Raw genomic sequence first — 18,351 nt, 5'->3', positions numbered from 1 at the left:
TTAACAGCTCACCCGGATCAGTGTGCACATCAGACTATTGGTGTTGTGCCACTGCCGTTCGAAGTGAGCCTGAAAGCCGCCCACGGTGAACCAGAGAATAAACAGACCAAAGATCATATTGATCGCAAAACCGATACTAAAAATGTTGAGCTGAGGTGCCGCCCGGGTCATCACCCCAAACGAGAAGTTGATGAACAACATGGCGACACTGGCCGACAGGGCCATCACCAGCCCCGCCTTAAACATAGAGGCAAAGAATGCAGCCAGCGACTGATAATTACCGATACTGAGCCCCTGCATGCTGATTGGCAGGGTTTCAAAGCTCTCAGCCAACAGCTCGATCATCACCAGGTGCCCATCCATTGCCAGAAACAGCACCGAGCTCAGCAGCAGATAGAATTGACCCACCACGGGAGAGGACTGCCCATTGAGGGGATCGACCATGGTGGCAAAACCCAAACTGGTCTGCATCGCGATCATCTGTCCTGCAATGACAAAGGTCTGTACCAGGATCTGCGACAAGATCCCCATCGCCACCCCGATCATCAGCTGTTGTGCCAGGATCACCAGGCTTGCCGCCGAAAACATCGCGATGGCAGGAGATTCAGGAACAATCGGCGCGATGACAAAGGTCATCGCAATCACAAAGGCAACCCGGATCCGGGTTGAAACCGTCCGGGAGCCAATTACCACCATGCTCATTAGCATCCCGGAGATCCGTGCCATCGGCCACAGATGGGCTGCCAGCCACTCCATGATCAGCTGGGTCAGGTAATCCATCAGCTGATCACCTGTGGGATCTGATCAATCATCAGGTAAAAAAACTCCATCAGGGTTTGCAGTCCCCAGTGGGCTCCCCAGGCCAACGCCAGCAGGGTTACCACCAGACGAGGCAGAAAGCTCAGGGTCTGCTCGTTGATAGAGGTTGCCGCCTGGAAGATAGAAACCAGCAAGCCCACCATCAAGCTGGGGAGGATCACCGCCGCCACCAGCATCAGAACCACTCCCAGGGCTTCACGGAAGATATCGACAAAAGACTCAGGACTCATGGCTAGGTCCCCATTCCGAAGCTGGTCGCCAGGGTGCCCATCACCATTCCCCAACCATCCACCAGCACAAACAGCATCAGCTTGAAGGGCAGGGAGACCAGCATAGGCGATAGCATCATCATACCCATCGCCATCAGGATACTGGCCACCACCAGGTCGATCACAAGAAACGGCAGAAACAGCATGAAGCCAATTTGAAAAGCAGTTTTAAGCTCGCTGGTGACAAATGCCGGGATCAACACCCGTAGTGGAACATCTTCCACCTTATCTACCTTCTCATCGGCGATATCCATGAAGGTATTGAGATCCTTGATCCGGGTCTGAGCCAACATAAACTGGTGGATCGGCTCCCGCGCCTTCTTCACCGCCTCAATCGAGGTTACCTGCTCCTTCAGGTAGGGTTGCAGGGCCTCATTGTTGATCCGCTCCAGCACAGGAGACATCACAAAAAAGCTCATGAACAGGGCGATCCCCAGCAAGATCTGATTCGAAGGTGTCTGCTGCAAGCCCATCGCCTGCCTGAGGATTGCCATCACCACGATGATCCGGGTAAATGAGGTCATCATCACCACAATCGAAGGCAGAAAAGACAGGGAGGTCATCAGGGCCAACACCTGCAGCGTGACCGAATACTCCTGAGAACCATCCGGATTTGTGATCACCGTCAGTGCCTGCAGACCTGTCGGCTGAGCAATCGCAGCTTCAGCGGCACAAAGTCCTGCCACCATAAGTACAGCCCCCCATACACTCAATCGCTGCACCATGCTCTGTTACTCCCCTCCCATCGCAATAGCATGACTCCATCAAGCATCATGCCATCCGGTCTCAGCCCAGCTATGGCGCGGCTCTCCCCCTCATTCCGGGCACAAAAAAAACAGGGTGACGAAAAAACGTCACCCTGTTCATTCTGCGATGTTTAAGCTCAGGCTCTAGCTTTTTTTTAAGAATTTATTCAAGGTCTGGGCAAACTCCGGCGCCTCCCGGGTGATGGGCTCATCAAGCTTTTCGAGAAGATTGATCTGATGCGCCGTAACCCCCAGCAGATACTGGGTCTCCTTGATCTGCACCACCACCAGTCGCTCCTTGCTGCCGAGGGGCATCGCGCTCACGACCTTGATCTGGCCGGCAGAGTTCGGTACTAGCCGGGTTTTCTTAAGAAGCCAGGCCAGCATGAAAATTATCACCACCACCAGCACACTGGAGAACAACCAATTCACCATAGAGGTGGTTTCTGGTGCCGCAAGCACAGGAAAAGCCATCAGGGCCCACGCAATCACAGCCTTTTTCATTTGAGTTTTTTGATCCTTTCGGTTTGACTGATCACATCGGTTAAGCGAATACCAAATTTATCATTAACCACCACCACTTCACCATGGGCGATCAGGGTACCATTGACCAAAACGTCCAAAGGCTCACCCGCGACCCGATCCAGCTCAACCACAGATCCCTGATTCAGCTGCAGCAGGTTACGAATGTTTATATTACTGCGACCAACCTCCATCGAGATGCTGACCGGAATATCCAAAATGGTATCCAGCTTGCGTCGCTCATCGGCATTGATTGGTGAGCTCTCATCGCTGAGCTCTTCAAGCTCTGCGGGCATCACATCATCAGCCGCAACCTCATCGGCAGCCGCCTCTGCTTCAGCCTGCTCCCCCAGTGCCGCCGCCCAATCATCCTCCGCTGCGGCTTCACCTTCAGCATCGGCCTGCTCTCCTAGCGCTGCAGCCCATTCATCTGCCATTTGGCCTTGTTCGTCATCGCTCATTCTTCTTCTCCATCAATCAGCTCTTCGAGCTGCTCCAACTCAGCATCCCCATCGATCCGTACCCCGCGACGGGTCACCAGTTGCAACTCACTCTTCACGGACTTAGGCCGCTTGAGTTTTTCGGTGATCTGGATAGCAACATTATCCTTGGTCCGCCCCAGCTTGGCATGATAGGTCGGAAGGTCCTCCACAAACACCAACAGATTTTCCGGCATGTCGATTGGGATGATAGAGCCCTCTTTGAACTCCATCATCTCTCGGAGCGATACCTCGGTATCCAGCATCTTGACTCTCAGCCCGATCTCCACATCCATGATCTCGTCTTGCAGAGCCTTACTCCAGCGAACATCCGTATCCCCTTTATCACTCTGAACTCCGGCATCAAGAAGCTCACGGATAGGCTCCAGCATCGAATAGGGAAGTGCCACGTGAAAGTCTCCCCCGCCTCCATCGAGCTCAATATGAAATGAACTCACTACGATCACTTCGGTGGGGCTGACTATGTTCGCCATCGCTGGGTTCACTTCTGAGTCCAGATATTCAAAACCGCAATCCATCACCGGTGCCCAGGCCTCCTTGTAGTCCTCAAACACCAGTTTGAGCAGCATCTGAGTGATCCGCCGCTCGGTTGGAGTAAACTCACGCCCCTCGATCTTGGCATGATAGCGTCCATCGCCACCAAAGAAGTTCTCCACCAGAATAAACACCAGTCGCGCTTCCATGGTCACCAGACCGGTCCCCTTGAGGGGACGAAAACGCACCATGTTCAGACTGGTGGGAACAAACAGGGTGTGGACATACTCACCAAACTTGAGCATCTGTACGCCGTTGATCGACACTTCAGCGGTACGCCGCATCATGTTAAACAAACTGATCCGCATATGCCGTGCAAAGCGTTCATTCACCAGCTCCAGGGTCGGCATCCGACCCCGGACGATGCGATCCTGGGAGGAGAAGTCAAAGTTCGCCGTACCGGAACTTTCCCCTCCCTCCTCAAGTTCATCTTCATCAATATCATCTGCACCATGAAGTAGCGCATCAATTTCGTCTTGGCTCAGAAGATCCATAATGATGAATCCTATTGCATCACAAACCCTGTAAACAGTACCTTCTCAACCACAGGTACCCCGGTCAACTTCTCAAGAGACTTTCGAACCTCATCCAGTGACTTCTGCCTCAGCTGATCTTTGCCCTGCAGAGTCTCGAGCTGCGCAGCTGTTTCTGCGCTAAACACCCGCAACAAAGTTCCCTCAATCAAAGGGACATGCTGCTTGGCGAAGGCCTCATTTTCGGTTCCACGAACCAGGAGCTGCACTTTAATCTGCACCAGGCGATCCCTTGGCGTTCCTGCAACATTAAAGACAAAGGGTCGAGGCATGCCCACGTAGACCGCCTCACTTGAGGTGATCGGCTCCTCAACAACCTCCTCGGTTTGCACCGCCTCACCTGAGTCTGAACCACTAAACAGCAAAAACCAGGCGGCAGCTCCGCCTCCAACCAGGATCACCACCACAGCTATGATGATGATCAGCATGGTCTTACTTTTTCCTCCCCCTGTTCCTCAAGGGTTAACTCTTCGTCATCAGCCATAACCATCGTCCTTGTTGGATTACCCATCCTTCCACTTTATATATCATAAAGTTAGCTGATAGTTGCTCAAGCATAGAAGTCGATTCGATCACTTATTTGCCAGTCACCTCTCACTATCCCCTGTGAAGAGCCACCCTCCTCAGCCGACACTTCGTTTTCAGCCGCACCGGAGGCCAGCTGCTCACCCTCAGCAGCGGACTGTTCAGAAGCATCTTGCTGCTCCTGGCGATACTGGATATTGGCCTCACTCAGGTTGATCCCCGACTGTGCCAGTAATTCCCTTAATCGAGGCAGAGTCTGCTCCAGCACCTCCCGGGTTTGTGGCTGGGAGGTCGTGATCTGCAAATGGGCTTGATCATTATTGACCTGCAGGCTGATCTGGATCCGACCCAGGGTTTCAGGCTCAAGCTGGATTTCGGCTCTCTGCAGCCGCTGATTGAGCATCATCTGCAGTCTCTGGCCAAGATGTAACCCATTATTATCGGGATTAGCGGTCAGTCGCATCGAAGGTAGATCAATCGGACTCCCGGAAGCCGTACGCTCAGCGCGTAACGCCGCAGCAAGATCCGACACACCGCGAATGCCCTGAGAGGACTCCTTCACAAATCCCTCGGCCGCTGAGGTTGAACTCTGCTCCGTGACAAGATTTCCCTCCGAGGCAAGCATGCGCTCGCGCAATCCATGGAACTCAGAGATAGTCCGCCCAAGATTTTGCTTCTGCAAGGCCCAGTCCGAGCGGCCTTTCTCTAGCTTATCTCCCTTACTGAGCTCCTCTTCAGCCTGTCCCTGTGAGAAATAGTGTTTCTGCTGGCCTAAACTCTGCTCACTATCCTGTTGTCCCCCCTCCCGGGATAAAGAGCTGAACGCTCCCTCGGGCTGCTTCGCTTGCTCAGCCTTCACTCCGGATACCGCTGAGACATCAAGCCCGGCCTCCTTCATCTGAGCATGGCTACTCTCACTCTTAGGCTGCTGGTTCGCCATGGCTGCAGCAACAGAAACCGCCTGGGCATCATCTACGGATCCCTCTGCCTCTGAGGCTGTCGCAACCGACTCAGCCATCATCTCCTCCTGAGCGATCAAGGACTCCTCTAAGGCAGCCTCTGCATCCGGGTCTTGTGAAACCTGCTCAGACTCAGAGTCCACAAGGTTCAGCTTCGAAAACTCCCTTGAAGATTCAATATCACTGAGAACCAACCCGGGAATAACGGCATCATCCAGAGAATCTTCTGAATCTTCCAGCTCGGCCCCCTGTAACTCCTCTTCGGTCTGCCCAGCAAACAAAGCCTCATCAAGCTCTTCAACTCCGGGCTCCTGTAATGAGACCTGCTCAACCTCTGCTTCACCTTCGAGCGGGCGTTGCTCCTCCTCAGAGGTCAACTCTTGCCCCTCGCGTGGCAAAACCTCACCGTCTTCGGATTGATTCTCGACCGACTCGGAAGGAGGTTTTGAAGGTTCACGGCTCTCGGCTACCTCTGATTTAGATTCTACAGGAGGTGCTTCAGAGGCTCTTTTGCCCTGGGGAGCCTGCTGGATCTTATCCTCGAGAAGCTTATCAAACCCCTGTGGGGCCTGCTCTGAAGAGCCTCCTGAGGCAGATAGCTCCTCACTACCGCGACCGGCCTGAGCCTGAATCGGCAGCGCCGATTGTGAGGGGGCAAGGTTCAAAGAGGTCATAGTATCCTACCTTTTTACCCATAGCGTTGCCTTGACTGAGCAACTTTCAGGCCAGTTTAACGACTGCGCCTAAGACGACTCCCGACTCCGGCGTACAAACTGAGTGATAGAGTACTCATCCTGTAGCAGCTGCTCCTGACGCAGCAGGCGGGCCTCCTCGCGCTCAAGCTGCTTATCGATCAACAGCTCAAAGCTTTTACGCTTGGTCTGAGCCCTGGTCCAGATCAGGCGCTTTTGTTCCAGCTGCTTCTCACTTTGAATAATGGCCGCATGTTGCTCGCGGGCCGCGGTTTCCAGACGCGAGATGAAGGATTGGTAATGACTAAATCCGGCAGCATCGAGCCCCTCAAGGGCTTTTATACTCAGCTGTGTCATATAGGTTCGCTGATACTCATACAGCTGCTTCAACTGTTGCCGGTAGGCCTGAAGCTGCATCTGTGATGCCGCAAACTCCTGAGCGGCCTTCTGCTCCTTCTCTGTCACCTGCTCCAGCAGCAGTTGCAGTGCTTTGCGGCTCATCCATTACCCCCCAACAGTGGGGTCGTCACCATCTGCAGGTTTTGCAGACACAGATCGTAATGGATGACTTCTTTCATTCCCTGGATTAAAAATTTATCCAAAGCAGGTTTCATCGCTATCGCCTGATCGATGCGGGGATCCGCCCCCTGCTGATAGGCACCAATGCTGATGAGATCCCGGTTTTGCTGATAGAGCGCATAACTTTGCTTGAAAAGCCGGGCATAGTTCTGGTGCTCCTCACTGGTGATCATCGGCATCACCCGGCTGATTGAGCGCTCAATATCAACGGCCGGGTAGTGCCCCGAATCCGCCAACTCCCGTGACAAAACCAGGTGTCCATCCAGGATCGCCCGGGAGGCATCAGCCACCGGATCTTGCAGATCATCGCCCTCGGCTAACACAGTAAAAAATGCGGTGATTGAGCCCTGTCCATCTCCCCCGTTACCGGCGCGCTCCACCAAAAGTGGCATTTTGGCAAACACCGAAGGCGGGTAACCCTTGGTGGCCGGCGGCTCACCCACAGCCAGAGCCACTTCACGCTGCGCCTGGGCGTAGCGTGTCAGCGAGTCCATCAATAGCAACACATTTAGTCCCTGGTCCCGAAAAAATTCGGCAATGGTCAGTGCCGTCTCACTGCCCTTGATCCGCATCAGAGGAGAGGTATCCGCCGGGGAGACCACCACCACAGAACGAGAACGTCCCTCATCACCGAGAATGTCCTCGATAAACTCCTTCACCTCTCGTCCCCGCTCGCCTATCAGGGCGACCACCACCACATCGGCGACGGTTCCCCGGGTCATCATCCCAAGTAACACACTCTTACCCACCCCTGAGCCAGCAAAGAGTCCCATTCTCTGTCCCTGACCAACGGTCATCAGCGCATTGATCGACTCAACGCCAACATCCAGGGGAAGCGAGATCGGTTTACGGTGAAGTGGATTGATCCGCGTCCCACCCAGGGTCGCCTTTTGCCTGGTGATGATCCGGCCCAGGCCATCCAGAGGACGTCCGACCCCATCGATGACCCGTCCCAGCAGCTCCATCCCGACCGGGATCCCATACTGCTCACTAAGAGGCTGCACTCGAGCCCCCGGGATCACCCCCTTGACCTGCTCACTGGGCATCAGATAGAGTTTCTCGCCCTCAAACCCCACCACTTCGGCATCAATTGAGCCCTGAAGCGTCTCGACCCGACACAGGGATCCGACGGCAGCCCGGCATCCCACTGCTTCGAGGGTCAGGCCGATCACCCGGGTCAGCTTACCGGCCACCATAGGCCTTGAGGCACATTCATCGGCTCGATAATTCTGAAGCCTCTGCAGCAGCTCGCTCATCACGACTCCAGGTTCTTCTCAAAAAAATTACGAATAAGATCGGCGATACGCTGCTCAAAACGCATATCAACACTCGACAGGTGATTACTCACCAGACACTCTCCCCGCTCAAGAGCCGGCTCGCCAAGTAGTACCCAGCCTCGATCCAGGCAGCTCTTTTCATCATACTGCTGCTGTACCAACTCAAGATCTTCCGGGTTTAGCTCAATTCTGATCTCGCCCTGGCGATCGGGTAGTGCATTAATGGCCTCTTTCAAACACTCCAGGATCACCTGAGGATTGGTTTTGGCCTCGGTTCGGATCACCCCCTCGGCCAGCTGAGTTGCCAGCCTAACCAGTTGCTTCTCGATCTCTTCATCGACCTGGGCCAAGGGTTTATGCAACCTGTCCAATATCGCCTGCCAGCGCAGGATTCGCTCCTTAATATCTTCAGAGCCAAGCTCTAACCCCTCCGCATGGCCCTGGCTAAATCCCTCTTCATGGCCCTCTTTGAGCCCTTGGAGCCGCCCCTCCTCTTCACCCTTGCTAAAGCCCTGGGCCTTACCTTCGGCAAACCCATCATCAAAAGCGCTCTGGCGAATCTCCTCAATCTCATCGGCGGTCAGGGGGCGAGGCTCAGGCTCGGCTTCAACCTCCTCCTCTACCTCATCCTTAGCGCGATACCACTCCGCCCGCTTGCCGATCGCGGTCGGTCCCTTCTCCGGCATCTCTGAGGAGAAATCGGGTGGCTGCCAGGTTTCGAGAGACTCATCGTCGGCTGACATGTTTTGATCCACTGGCTTTTGTTGTTCGCCCATAAATCCTCAATTACAAGAATTCATCACCACCACCACCACCAAGCATGATCTCACCTGCATCGGACAGACGACGAGCCACAGACAAGATCTCTTTTTGAGCCGCCTCAACTTCGCTGACACGAATCGGCCCCATGACCTCAAGATCATCACGCAGCATCTCGGCTGCACGCTTGGACATATTTTTGAATATCTTCTCTTTGAGCTGATCGTCGGCCCCTTGAGGGCTTTTTGCAGTTGCTCCTGTGGCACATCCCGCAGCAGTGCCTGGATGCCACGGTCGTCCACATCGATAAGATTCTCGAACACAAACATCAGATCCTGGATCTCCTGGCCCATCTCCTCGTCGCTCTCGCGGATCGCATCCATCAGCTGGCCTTCGATATTGGTATCCAGGTAGTTCATGATATTGGCAGCGGCCTTGAGACCACCCATCTTCGCGGCCTGGGCTCCCGCGGTACCGGCAAACTGTTTCTCCATGATATCGTTCAGCTCCTGCAGGGCTGCCGGCTGAACCTCTTCCAAGTTGGCGATACGCATCACCAGATCCAGGCGTACCTGCTCCGGGAACTGCGAGAGGATCTCGGCCGACTGCTCGGGGTCCAGGTAAGAAAGAACTATGGTTTGGATCTGCGGGTGCTCATTTTGAATGATGTTAGCCACCTGTCTGGCATCCATCCACTTGAGAGAGTCCAGACCCTGGGCACCACTACCCATCACGATTTGCTCAACCAGGTTACCGGCCTTATCTTCACCCAAAGCAGCGGTCAGTGCATTACGCACGAAGTCCTGGCTACCGATACCGATATTGGTGTATTTCTGAATGTCTTCGATAAACAGGCGATGAATCGCCGTAACCCGATCGTGACTCAGATTGGTCAGAGCGGCCATGGTCATACCCAGCTTCTGCACCTGTTTAGGCTCCAGGTGACGAAATAGCTGCGCCGCATCATCTTCACTGAGGCTTAGCATCAGGACCGCTGATTTTTCCCAGCCATTCATACCCTCCAGGGGGTTACTGGACTTGGGGCCAACCTCTTTTTTATCCGTTGTATCACTCATTTTCGGTTATCCACTCTTTGATCACCTGGGCCGCCATCTCCGGCTCATTGGCCACCAGGGCCCGAACCGCCTTCAGCAGGTCTTCATCCCGGTGCAGATCTGGTAGCTGCAACTGGCCATCCTTGATTCCAAACTCCATATCTCTGTCACTCTGGGTGGCCAGCACGTTGAGATCATCCTCGCCCTCAAAAGCGGGTACGTTATCCAGGTCAATCTCCGCCAGTCCCTCAGGCTTGGCATCGGGATAGAGCAACCGCTTGACCATGGGTCGCACTATGGTAATGATCAGCACCGCGATTATCAGGACACTACCGATGATCCGGGCGCCACGCCAGAACCAGGGTTGCTCCCACATTGGTAGCTCAGGAGCCGGATCCAGATCGGGCCGATTAAAGGGGATGGTTACCACTTCCAGGGTGTCGCCACGATTCACATCAAAACCAAGCCCCCCTTTCAGAAGGCGCCTATAAGTCTCCAGGGCCGCCTGAGTTCTGGGCTCACGCTCAACCTTTCCATCTGCGAGTGTAGTCAGGGTATAGTCGACCGCAACCGATACCGTCAGCCGTTCAATGCCTCCCACCGGACGACGGGTATGGCTTATAGTGGTATCCAGCTCGTAGTTTCGAGTCGCCTCTTTATGATTGCGACCACTCTGAGCCTTTTGCTGCTCGGCTCCCCCACCAGCCGCCTGCTCGGGAATATCCGACTCAAGGGGGGGTTGATTGGTCAGAGCACCCGGAATACCACGCAGGGTGCCATCAGTGCTTTGATCCTCAACCGTCATCTCAGAGCGCAGGGCTGGTAGATCCGGGTTAAAGGTTTTACGGGTCTGCTCACTCTGGGTAAAGTCGAGCTTGACATCCACTTCTGCGGTGTAGTTACCGATCCCCAGCACCGGCGCCAGGATTGAATCGATTTTCTGCTTATATTCATGCTCTTTGGCCTGCTGCATCTCGAACTCTTTGCGAGTTCTCGAGGCGAGCGGATCCTGAGAGCCAGAGCTTAAGAGTCGTCCATTTTGATCCGAAACCGTCACCCGGGAGGGTTCAAGACCATGCACCGCTGATGCTATGGTATCAACAATTGAGTCTACCTCTTCCTGCTTGAGACTGGTTCCCTTGCGAACAACCAGTACCGCCGTTGCACTGGGCTTGCGCTGATGCCGGGCAAACACATTATCTTTGGGAATGGCCAGAAGAACCTTGGCTTTAGAGACATTGGTATACTGCTCTATGGCATGGGCCAGCTGCTTCTCACGACTTAGCTTGAGGCGCTCTTTTTCCATCCGTTGGCTGACGCCGAACCCACCCTCTCCCAGCAGGATATCTTCACCACCGGCCGATTCGGTCACGGTTCCGGAGCGGGTCAGTGCCAGCTTAATTTCGGGATAACTTTGGGCCGTCACGATCACCGTATTGCCATCAAGCTTATAGGGGAGTTTCTCTTTGTCCATGAAATCAAGGACCTGGATCAGCTCATGGGTGGGATAGGTCCCCAGGGGGCGCATGTCAGGCTCCTTGCCCCACAGCAGAATAAACACGGCGATCGCCAGACAGATCGCTAGCCCCAAGATCAGGGTCACCTGACGCAGAATGTCTGTATTACTGAGCATCTTCAGGGGGGAGCTAGCCTGTTCATGGCGTTCCAGGTCGGGGATCGCTCCGCCATCATCAAGAGACATATTATCGTTCAGCTGATCAGACACTATTGCCCCCTATTACACCGGCATACTCATAATATTCTTATAAGCTTCTATCAGCTTGTTGCGCACCTGTACGGTTGCTTCAAAAGCGATGCTGGACTTTTGCCCCGCCAACATCACCTGAGCCAGGCTGATGGAGCGATCGCCAAGCTCAAAGCGGGTCCGCAGATCATTGGTGTGCTGCTGCATCCCGTTTACCTTATCTACTGCATCTTTGAGCAACTGACCAAAGTCACTCTCGGTTGCCGGGACCGCTTCAGCTGGCTTGCCGGAGGCCTGGCTTTGCAACGCCTGCATCTCACGAATCAATGCATCTACTTTCATATCCATCACACGCACTCCTGCACATAACGCGTTATGCCAGATAAAGCAAAAGCGGGGCCAAACTAAAAAAAACATTAATAAACAGAAAGTTAAGCTCACACCTTATCCCGAGTGACTCTTTTTTGTCGCTCCGGGTAAATCTCTAAACATGAAGGAGTTAAGCCTACAGAGCCGGGCTAGAGCCTTTTCCGGATAAACCGGTTCATCTCATGAAAGCAGCTTTGACTTTGATCGCTGACTCGCAAGTCACATCCATGTTGCTCTACTGCATCGATTATCTTCCCTGATAATCTTTTCCAGTTCAGCATCTCTGCTTCTCGCTACGCTGCTTTACAACTCCGCCCTTGCTGCAGAAGGTCAGCTTAACAAAGCTCAAAGCAGCACTTGAACTTGAGGGGCGCGAATAACTACCCGGATTAAACCAAAAATGCTCTAACCGATTGGGCAGGACCGGCTCCCGATTAAACTCATGTGGTTGAATTGCTTTAAGTGGAGAGGAGATCCCACTCACGAGCTAAAAGCTGGTAACGGCTATAGTAAACATCCACCTTCTTAGAAGGTGGCTTTCTTAGAAGCCCCCTGGAAGGGGGCAATAGGCTTCAATCGAGCAAGCCGAGCTGTCGCTCATGCTCAATATCCTGCTTATCTTGGTGGCGAACATATCTCCTGATTATTACCTCATTTACCCCTATCGTATCTACGAAATATCCCCTTGCCCAAAAGTGGTTCCCCATTGCTTTTTCCGTATATGAGGAAACTTATTGAACAATCTGATTGCTGTCCTCCCCTTCAAAGTCCCCATCAACCCTGATATCGATAGCTTAGGAGGTACTATCACAACCAAGTGAACATGATCGTACTGAATGTTCAGCTCCAGAACCTCACATTCCTTCATATTACACAGGATATAAATGCTCCGATAAAGCTCCTTCCCGACCTTGTTTCTTAGGATCTTAAAACGGTATTTCGGAGTCCAAACGATATGATATTTGCAACGCCAGTAGACATGTGATGAACTTCTGTAATCGCCCATGTTAGACCTCTTATTGTGGTGAATAAGCAGGCCATTTCTAGCATGGGCACTCTTCAGGCTATAGCCTCGATTTTACAATCACCACCGCCTTAGGCGGTGGTTTAGGGGTGACAATCAAATGGGGGAGACAGTGTCTCCCCCATTTGCAGCAAAATCAAAAGGCTTAAGTCTGAGCCCAGCCTACCGATTCAGGATGGGATCTCAATCCCGGACTCGCGCATCTTGGCAAGCTTATAGCGCAGAGTTCGCGGGCTGATCCCAAGGGCCTGAGCCACCTCCTTACGGCAACCCTCAAAGCGCTGCAGGGCATCCAAGATAATCTGCTGCTCCTGCTGCCTGAGCTCACCCCCGAGCCGAAAATCGTCGGCCTCTTTGAGACTCTCTAACACGGACTCAGCTTTAAATTGTAAAGATAAACCGGAGGTCTCCTGTGCCTCTTCAAGAATAAGGTGTGAGGCCTCGATGGATCGATCTGTCGCCAAGATCAAAGCACGTTGCATCACGTTATCCAGCTCACGCACATTTCCCGGCCAGTGATAACCCACAAGGGTTTGCTGTGCCTGAGGAGTGAGCTCAGGAATAGCAAGATCCTGCTCCCTGGCATGTAGCTCTAGGAGATGTTCCGCCAGGGGGAGAATATCCCCAGGACGCTTACATAGAGGCAGCCAGCGCAGGGGAAACACATTGAGCCGGTAGTAGAGATCCTCACGAAAATCACCGTCACTCACACACTGCTTGAGATCGCGGTTGCTGGTCGCCAATACCCGCACATCCAGAGCTATGGTTTTACGTCCACCCAGGCGTTCAACCTCACGCTCCTGGAGTACCCGTAAGAGTTTTGCCTGAAGATTGAGATCCATCTCTGAGATCTCATCCAGCAACAAAGTTCCTCCCTGGGCCTGCTCGAACTTTCCCGGGCACGCCTGAATCGCCCCGGTAAAAGCGCCCTTTTCATAGCCAAACAGGGTCGCCTCCAGCATATTTTCAGGAATCGCCGCACAGTTAATCGCCACAAAGGGCTGATCGGCACGAATCGATTGCTGATGGATATAACGGGCCAGGACCTCTTTTCCGGTCCCACTGGGACCTGTGATCATTACGGTGGCATCGGTCGTCGCAACCCGGGAGGCTAGCGCCAGCAGCTCTTCACTTTGGGGATCGCCATAGATAGGGGTCTTATCCTCAACCTTATGGGGCGGCAGGTAACGTCCAACCTGGTTGAGAAGAACCTCGGGAGAGAAGGGTTTTGCCAGATAATCAATGGCGCCCTGGCGCATCGCTTTGACCGCATCATCTATCTTGGCATAGGCGGTCATCAGCAGCACCGGCAATCCCGGATAACTGCGCCTGACCGAATTAAGGAGCTCCAGGCCCCCGATCTTACCCATCTGAATATCTGAGATCACCATATCAAAGCGGCTCTGCCCAAGCTCAATCAGAGCCGACTCACCACTATCGACCTGCTGGCAAGCGTATCCAGCCAGCATCAGAGTATCTACCAGTGCTTCTCTGAGCCCTTGATCATCTTCGACAACCAGGATCCGTGATTGACTCATGCTGCACCTCCTACACACTCAGCCGAAGACCGCTGCTTTGCAGGCAAGATGGGAAGCAACAAGGTAAAGCGGCTCCCCTTTCCTGGCTGTGATTCCACACTGATCTCCCCCTGATGAGCCCGGACAACGGCCTGAACCACAGCCAGGCCAAGACCCGTACCCTGGGTACGAGTGGTGAAGAAGGGCTCAAAGATCTGGGATCGAACCTCGGAGTCGATCCCATTGCCATCGTCAACCAGTTGTAGTTTTAACCACTCCCCCTGATTGTCCGCCGTTAGCTGCAATCGATGAGCTCCCGCCTGTAGGGCATTCTCCACCAGGTTGCCAATGGCACTCACCAGTGCATTGCTATTCGCCATCAGATAGGTTGAGCTCTCGACCGCCGATACACTCAGGCTTGCCTGACTCTGCAGGCACATCGCCTCGGTGCTGGTCTCAACCTGTTCAAAGATTTGTGCCACCGACAATGGCTCGACGATCTGCTGCTCACCACTGCGGGCAAACAGCAACATATCATTGATCTGTTTTTCCAGCTCCGCCAGGCGCTCCATCAGTTTGCCACTAAAGCGTTCACGAGCCGCGCTGGATAAGGTTTGATTTGATAAATTGGCACCATAGAGCATGGCTGCCGACAACGGAGTGCGGATCTGATGCGCTAGTGAGGCCGCCATCTTACCCAGGGCAGACAAGCGCTTGAGCTGGGCAATTCTATCCTGAAGCGCCCGGGTATGAGTCAAGTCTGTGATCAAGATAAGCTGCCCCGGCTCGTCGGCAAGGGGCATCATCGAAAGCTGCACCCTGCGCCCGTCATACAGGGATACCTCGTGACCATCATCGTTGCGGATCCGAAAACAGCGCTTGATGATCCCCATCCAGCGCTCACCCACTAAAGGCTCATCCAGCATATTCCGAGCCGCTAAATTTGCCTGGCAAACAATTCCGGCACCATCCAGGATCACCAGCCCCGAAGGCATCGCCTCCAGGATCTGGGTTAAACGGCTCACGTCCTGACGCAACCGCAAGACTTCGCATTCAGAGGTAGAGTAGGTCGTATCCGTCATAAGTCCATTTCCTATTACATGACTTGTGCAGAAATCATCAATAATCATGCCAGATAAAAAATAGACTATTTTTCAGTCAATTAGACTCACAATGTCAAACAATTGGCTCATAACACCCAATGCAATCCAGGTTAATTTAAGTACACTCAGCCCCTGATTTCATTGCATTAAACCCAGCAATAAAAGCGCCCGGCACAACCGAAAGTAGATTCCCCCGTGCATGCACGGGGTACTTACCGTTACAACTTCGTTGAACAAATTCCAAAGCTACGCAATGAAATTTGAAAAATCATTCACCCACGGGTAAACCCGTGGTGCTCTGTTAGTTCACATAGAGTCAAATGAATATGGTACTCCCGGTAAGCAGTCCCCCAAATAACAATGCCTTGAGAGAATGAATCTCAAGGCATTGTTATTTGACTTTATCCTGAATAAGACAGTCCCTGAAAAACTGTTTAACTCTCTTTGCTTAACCCGTACTTTTTCATCTTCTCCACCAAGGTGGTGCGACGCATCCCCAACATATCGGAGGCCCGGGCAACGACCCCATTTTGTGCATCCAGAGCCTGACGAATCATCTCGACTTCGAAGTCGGCCAGCATCTCCTTGAGGTTGATCCCATCATCGGGAAGGCTGCGAAGAGGCGCATCAAAAAGCTCCTCCTCATCGCTCTCCTGAAAGACGGCCGCCAGGGCATCGCGCTCCGCCAACTCCTCCGGATACTCGGGTGTAAATACCTCACTGTCTTCTAGCTCAAGATGTCGATAACGCACCGGTAGATCGGCCACATCGACGATACGGTTGGGATAGAGGATCAGTAACCGCTCCACCAGGTTGGATAGCTCTCGGACATTGCCCTTCCAGCTATGCTGCATCAGGGATTCCAGCGAGCGCTGGGTAAAATGCAAAGTCGCCTTATGCTCTATCTGGTGACGCCGCACCAGCTCCTGAAGGAGCAGCGGAATGTCATCCTGGCGCTCACGCAGTGATGGGGTTTCTATCGGGAATACATTGAGGCGGTAGTAGAGATCTTCACGGAATTTTTCCTGGCGGATCATCTCCTCAAGATCGCGATGGGTCGCGGCAATGATCCGCACATCAGCGCTAAGCTGCTTTCCTCCCCCGACCCGCTCGAAGAGCCGCTCCTGCAAGACCCGCAACAGCTTGACCTGCATCGGGTGCGGCATATCCCCAATCTCATCCAGAAACAGGGTGCCCCCTCAGCAAGCTCAAAGCGCCCCTTGCGCGAGGTAAAAGCCCCGGTAAAGGCCCCCTTTTCATGGCCAAAAAGCTCACTCTCAAGAAGCTCGGCGGGGATAGCACCGCAATTGATCGGTACAAAAGGTCCTTTACAACGATTAGAAAGCTCATGAATTGCCCGGGCAACCACCTCCTTGCCGGTACCAGACTCTCCCAGGATCAGCACATTGGCATCCTTGCTGGCGACCTGCTCAATCAGGCGTCGGACCTCCTTAATCGCCATCCCCTTACCCACCAGCAGTTTAAACAGCTGCTGATGGCTGCCCTCAATCTCTCGATCCGGTCTGTGGTCGGCAAAAGATTGACAAAAGTGCAGCAGTTGAGTCAGCTGATCATAACTCACCGGCTCGCTCAAACAGCCTACGACATTAGGGTGCTCACCACTCAAGGCCTCGAAGGTGATAAAAGGACACAGGGGATACTGCTCAACCAGTTTGGAGGGACTCTTATGCTTAAGCTGACCCGCTATCACCGCAAAAAAACGTTCACTTGCCCCCAGGTACGCCAGACAATCCTCTTCACTGCCACTTTGCCAGTTCACTTTCAAAAAGGAGAGAACTGTCTCTAAACGCTGCCTGCGCTGCTCATCATTATCGATAAGCAGAACGCTTCCCAACTCGTTGACCATGGTATGCTATCCTCGCATTAAGTCGCACTCAATCAGACCGCTTCCATACGGATAAATTCTCGACGATTATTGGCAAAATAGCCAATTTTATGACAGGCTGTCAAAGATCATAGTATTGCAATGGGACTCACTTCAGGTAAAGGATTCATTTGGCCTGCTAATATGAGAAAAGGCATAGATATTGCTGACTATTTTGGAAAGATCGTGCAATCGCGATAGGGACAGAGTATGACCAGAAGCTCAATTAAAAAGTACCAGCAGAGCAGTGTGAGTAATGTCGCAGATGCTGACCCCCACACACTGATATCAATCATCTTTCAGCACATAATCAACAATAACACCATCGCCAAGGGCGCCATGGAGCGAGAGGATATCGAGGCTCGAACCAAGGCCATCGATAAATCGATCGCCCTTATCGGTGAGCTGCAAGATAGCCTGGATATGGAGCAGGGCGGCGAAGTCTCCCAAAACCTGGCGGCACTCTATGATTACTGTGTACGTCGACTAGTCGAGTCCAACGCCAAGATTGAGCCTGCCATGCTGGATGAGGTCTCTAAGCTGATTGCCGAGGTCAAGGAGGGCTGGGATGCAATCCCCCAGGAAGCCCGAGATCAACACGCAACAAAACAGGCAAAACCTGAGGACTAACCTCAATGCCCCACTTTCATGAGATTGCACGCCTGCTGGAAGAGCTGTACCAGCAGCTTGATGACGCCAATGCCTTAGTCTCTGCCGAGTTGGTACAAAAGCTGGATCAGGAGGTGCGGGCTCTGTTCAAGGAGCGCTCGCCCGAAGAGTTAGCTCCACACCGGGAGCTTCTCAGGGAGTTGCTGCAGACTCTGCAAACCATGCATCAACATGCAGGAAAGCGCCACAAAGAGCTCAAAGAAGAGCTACTCAAGCTCAAACGCAGCCACCACTTTAAAAAACAATATGAACAAAAAAAATAGCAAGCCCCAGTCCCTCAACAGCCAGTTTTCGAATATCAATATTTCAC

The 18,351-nt window shown here is 53.2% G+C and carries 17 protein-coding genes and 3 pseudogenes; 2 read left to right on the top strand and 18 right to left on the bottom strand.

All coding sequences use genetic code 11. The annotated features are described in order from the left end of the window. The 18 genes and pseudogenes from fliR to DB847_RS05070 all read right to left on the bottom strand — a co-directional run bounded on the left by fliR (position 1) and on the right by DB847_RS05070 (position 17,354). Entirely contained in the window at positions 1–780 is a 780-nt protein-coding gene (fliR, locus tag DB847_RS05155; protein ID WP_108649741.1) for a flagellar biosynthetic protein FliR, read from the bottom strand. Further along, the gene (gene fliQ, locus DB847_RS05150) at positions 780–1,049 is read right to left on the bottom strand and encodes a flagellar biosynthesis protein FliQ (RefSeq protein WP_108649740.1); all 270 of its coding nucleotides are present in this window, start codon (positions 1,047–1,049) and stop codon (positions 780–782) included. The genes fliR and fliQ overlap by 1 nt, the downstream gene beginning before the upstream one ends. Before the next feature lie 2 nt (positions 1,050–1,051). Continuing rightward, a complete protein-coding gene (gene fliP / locus DB847_RS05145; protein WP_234418519.1) occupies positions 1,052–1,777 on the bottom strand; it encodes a flagellar type III secretion system pore protein FliP in 726 nt (241 codons plus the stop codon). Between the two features lie 201 nt (positions 1,778–1,978). Continuing rightward, entirely contained in the window at positions 1,979–2,338 is a 360-nt protein-coding gene (fliO, locus tag DB847_RS05140; protein ID WP_108649738.1) for a flagellar biosynthetic protein FliO, read from the bottom strand. Beyond that, entirely contained in the window at positions 2,335–2,817 is a 483-nt protein-coding gene (gene fliN / locus DB847_RS05135) for a flagellar motor switch protein FliN (protein ID WP_108649737.1), read from the bottom strand. Before fliN ends, fliO begins: the two co-directional genes overlap by 4 nt. Continuing rightward, entirely contained in the window at positions 2,814–3,887 is a 1,074-nt protein-coding gene (fliM, locus tag DB847_RS05130; RefSeq protein WP_108649736.1) for a flagellar motor switch protein FliM, read from the bottom strand. Before fliM ends, fliN begins: the two co-directional genes overlap by 4 nt. An 8-nt stretch (positions 3,888–3,895) precedes the next feature. Further along, entirely contained in the window at positions 3,896–4,351 is a 456-nt protein-coding gene (gene fliL / locus DB847_RS05125) for a flagellar basal body-associated protein FliL (protein WP_234418518.1), read from the bottom strand. Between the two features lie 122 nt (positions 4,352–4,473). Then, positions 4,474–6,081, bottom strand: a complete 1,608-nt coding sequence (locus DB847_RS05120; RefSeq protein WP_108649735.1) for a flagellar hook-length control protein FliK — start codon at positions 6,079–6,081, stop codon at positions 4,474–4,476. Between the two features lie 69 nt (positions 6,082–6,150). Beyond that, the gene (gene fliJ, locus DB847_RS05115) at positions 6,151–6,600 is read right to left on the bottom strand and encodes a flagellar export protein FliJ (RefSeq protein WP_108649734.1); all 450 of its coding nucleotides are present in this window, start codon (positions 6,598–6,600) and stop codon (positions 6,151–6,153) included. Continuing rightward, positions 6,597–7,934 (bottom strand): flagellar protein export ATPase FliI, encoded by a 1,338-nt coding sequence (gene fliI, locus DB847_RS05110; protein ID WP_407644437.1) that lies wholly within the window; start codon positions 7,932–7,934, stop codon positions 6,597–6,599. Before fliI ends, fliJ begins: the two co-directional genes overlap by 4 nt. Further along, entirely contained in the window at positions 7,934–8,731 is a 798-nt protein-coding gene (gene fliH, locus DB847_RS05105; RefSeq protein WP_108649732.1) for a flagellar assembly protein FliH, read from the bottom strand. Before fliH ends, fliI begins: the two co-directional genes overlap by 1 nt. 10 nt (positions 8,732–8,741) lie before the next feature. Beyond that, a pseudogene (fliG, locus tag DB847_RS05100) lies at positions 8,742–9,790 on the bottom strand (flagellar motor switch protein FliG). Next, positions 9,783–11,498, bottom strand: a complete 1,716-nt coding sequence (gene fliF / locus DB847_RS05095; protein ID WP_108649731.1) for a flagellar basal-body MS-ring/collar protein FliF — start codon at positions 11,496–11,498, stop codon at positions 9,783–9,785. The pseudogene fliG and the gene fliF overlap by 8 nt, the downstream one beginning before the upstream one ends. Before the next feature lie 9 nt (positions 11,499–11,507). Next, the gene (gene fliE / locus DB847_RS05090; RefSeq protein WP_108649730.1) at positions 11,508–11,822 is read right to left on the bottom strand and encodes a flagellar hook-basal body complex protein FliE; all 315 of its coding nucleotides are present in this window, start codon (positions 11,820–11,822) and stop codon (positions 11,508–11,510) included. 701 nt (positions 11,823–12,523) lie between these two features. Beyond that, positions 12,524–12,849 (bottom strand): annotated as a pseudogene (gene tnpA, locus DB847_RS05085) (IS200/IS605 family transposase); the annotation flags it as partial. A gap of 188 nt (positions 12,850–13,037) precedes the next feature. Then, positions 13,038–14,405 carry a sigma-54-dependent transcriptional regulator gene (locus DB847_RS05080; RefSeq protein ID WP_108649729.1) on the bottom strand — a complete coding sequence of 456 codons (1,368 nt, stop codon included), beginning with the start codon at positions 14,403–14,405 and terminating at the stop codon, positions 13,038–13,040. Then, a complete protein-coding gene (locus DB847_RS05075) occupies positions 14,402–15,466 on the bottom strand; it encodes a sensor histidine kinase (protein WP_108649728.1) in 1,065 nt (354 codons plus the stop codon). Before DB847_RS05075 ends, DB847_RS05080 begins: the two co-directional genes overlap by 4 nt. A gap of 455 nt (positions 15,467–15,921) precedes the next feature. Beyond that, a pseudogene (locus DB847_RS05070) lies at positions 15,922–17,354 on the bottom strand (sigma-54 dependent transcriptional regulator). A gap of 228 nt (positions 17,355–17,582) precedes the next feature. Here DB847_RS05070 and fliS point away from each other — a divergent pair. After that, positions 17,583–18,002: a flagellar export chaperone FliS gene (gene fliS / locus DB847_RS05065; protein ID WP_108649727.1), complete on the top strand. Its 420-nt coding sequence runs from the start codon at positions 17,583–17,585 to the stop codon at positions 18,000–18,002. 5 nt (positions 18,003–18,007) lie between these two features. After that, positions 18,008–18,304, top strand: coding sequence for a hypothetical protein (locus DB847_RS05060; protein ID WP_108649726.1), 297 nt, complete (start codon positions 18,008–18,010; stop codon positions 18,302–18,304). Positions 18,305–18,351 lie beyond the last annotated feature (47 nt).

Source organism: Dongshaea marina (genome assembly GCF_003072645.1).
Taxonomy (GTDB): Bacteria; Pseudomonadota; Gammaproteobacteria; order Enterobacterales; family Aeromonadaceae; genus Dongshaea; species Dongshaea marina.
Note: the sequence above shows the minus strand (reverse complement) of the source record. Positions and strands in the feature narration are given on the sequence as shown.